The 1,716-nt window shown below is 38.8% G+C and carries 3 protein-coding genes and 1 tRNA gene; 1 reads left to right on the top strand and 3 read right to left on the bottom strand.

Annotation, left to right across the window (positions count from 1 at the left end; genetic code table 11):
- Positions 1–257: 257 nt before the first annotated feature.
- The 3 genes from ACED41_RS21470 to ACED41_RS21460 all read right to left on the bottom strand — a co-directional run bounded on the left by ACED41_RS21470 (position 258) and on the right by ACED41_RS21460 (position 1,338).
- Positions 258–341: transfer RNA gene (locus ACED41_RS21470), tRNA-Leu, on the bottom strand.
- 8 nt (positions 342–349) lie between these two features.
- Positions 350–646, bottom strand: a complete 297-nt coding sequence (gene secG, locus ACED41_RS21465) for a preprotein translocase subunit SecG (RefSeq protein WP_371725660.1) — start codon at positions 644–646, stop codon at positions 350–352.
- Positions 647–954: 308 nt separating this feature from the next.
- Positions 955–1,338 carry a MazG nucleotide pyrophosphohydrolase domain-containing protein gene (locus tag ACED41_RS21460; protein WP_239937934.1) on the bottom strand — a complete coding sequence of 128 codons (384 nt, stop codon included), beginning with the start codon at positions 1,336–1,338 and terminating at the stop codon, positions 955–957.
- 96 nt (positions 1,339–1,434) lie between these two features.
- Here ACED41_RS21460 and ACED41_RS21455 point away from each other — a divergent pair.
- Positions 1,435–1,716, top strand: a 282-nt coding sequence (locus ACED41_RS21455; protein ID WP_371725659.1) for an NgoPII family restriction endonuclease, incomplete at its 3' end; no start/stop codon positions are given.

Genomic DNA, 1,716 nt, shown 5'->3' with positions numbered 1-1,716 from the left:
ATCGGGCACGAGTCTTCTTTGGGTTATAAATTGAACAAAGTGTGCTCGCGCCCTGCTTTTTAATAGGCTTGTATTTGGCTTTGGTAGCGCTCTTTTTTATAAAGCTTTGAAGGAGAGAATTGACCTTTTGACTTGATAAAGGGTGTTTGTTTTCAAGTCTCTTAAACTCTAGATGCAGTAGAGCATTCAGAGAAAAGTCTCTAAATTGGTTTAGAGCTGCGCTTGGAGGGGACAATATAGTTTTCAAGTTTTCAAGTTGGTGCCGAGAGAGGGACTCGAACCCTCACACCAAAGGCACTAGCACCTCATGCTAGCGTGTCTACCAATTTCACCATCTCGGCATTTATATTTATTGAGGGATACTCTCTGATAGAGTCGTTTCGGCAGTTACTGGACTTTCCCATTTTGAAACATTTTGATTTGAGGACATATTACCTAAAATTAAACTTAAGCAAAAAAAGACCAAAGCAGAAAATGTAGTCATTTTTGTAAGAAAGTTACCTGAGCCGGATGCCCCGAAAACTGTATTGGATGCACCAGCACCAAACGATGCTCCCATCTCTGAGCCTTTACCTTGTTGGATGAGAACTAACCCAACAATCAAAATTGCAGACACCAAGTATAGAATCGTAAGTATAGTTTCCATTGTATTTGCATCACCTTATGTTAGAAATCGAAGGATAACTGAGTTTACGCCCTGTGTATAGATAAACACTGCGCCGAACCTCTTACTTGATTGAACCATAGGTAGCAGCTTGCATTATTACGTGTAGTTATCAGTGAAGAATAGGGCGTAAGAGCAAAATAAAAGTAAATTTATCGATGACGAACCGAGTGTAGCATAATCGGAACTTTAAACGATACACTGTATGTTGTGGGAGCTCAATCATCTATTTGATTTATGGAATATTTGTATGAAATTAGAACCAAATTAAATTACGGTTTTGAAAAAAGTCAAAGAGTGACTCTGCTGTCGATCGCTTGTTGCTCTTGAGCTAAACGCTCCTTTTGAATTGTTTTTATTACTTCCCAGCTCATACCGGACTCGATACCGTTGACTCGCTCAGTGTACTTTTGCTCTGCTCTAGCGAACACACTTTGTACATCAATTTTACCTTCGTTTTCCATGTGGTAGAGCATGCAAAGGTAGACCCATAAAATGTCTCCTAACTCATCCTCTAGATAACATTTTTTCTCCGATTCTATCTCTGTTTCAACCTCTTTAAGCTCTGCATACATAGCTTCCAAGTAGGTAACGCTACCTTGGGACCACGTTCCTCTTTTGTCTCTAGCCACTTTGGTCGTCACAACTTCTATAAATTTTGAAAGATCTTTCATAGTTATTCTCATCAACAAAAAATAGAATAATAATTTAAAACAGCATATAAATCAGAGATAATTTAAAGCTAAAAAATACATCACATAAGCCGTAATATGAGAAGTAATATTCTAAGAGCAATTTTCAAACTATCAATGCAACGGAGCAGAGCTCTCCCTCGTGTAGAGGGGGGAGTTAATCGGATGAATGATATGGGGGATAACTTAGAAAATTATATCAGAGATGCCTTTCTCGATGAAGCTGCTGAAAGAGAGCAAGTATTTAGTTACTTAGGTTCAAGTTCTAGGCCACCAGATCTTATCCTTCGAGAGGGGGATGCGATCAGGGCGGGATCGCACTTTGTTAACAAATATGATCTAATAGTGCTAAATCCACAA

This window comes from Vibrio sp. 1F255 (assembly GCF_041439145.1).
Classification (GTDB): Bacteria; Pseudomonadota; Gammaproteobacteria; order Enterobacterales; family Vibrionaceae; genus Vibrio; species Vibrio crassostreae_C.
The sequence above is the reverse complement of the archived record's forward strand: the minus strand, read 5'-3'. Positions and strand labels throughout refer to the sequence as shown.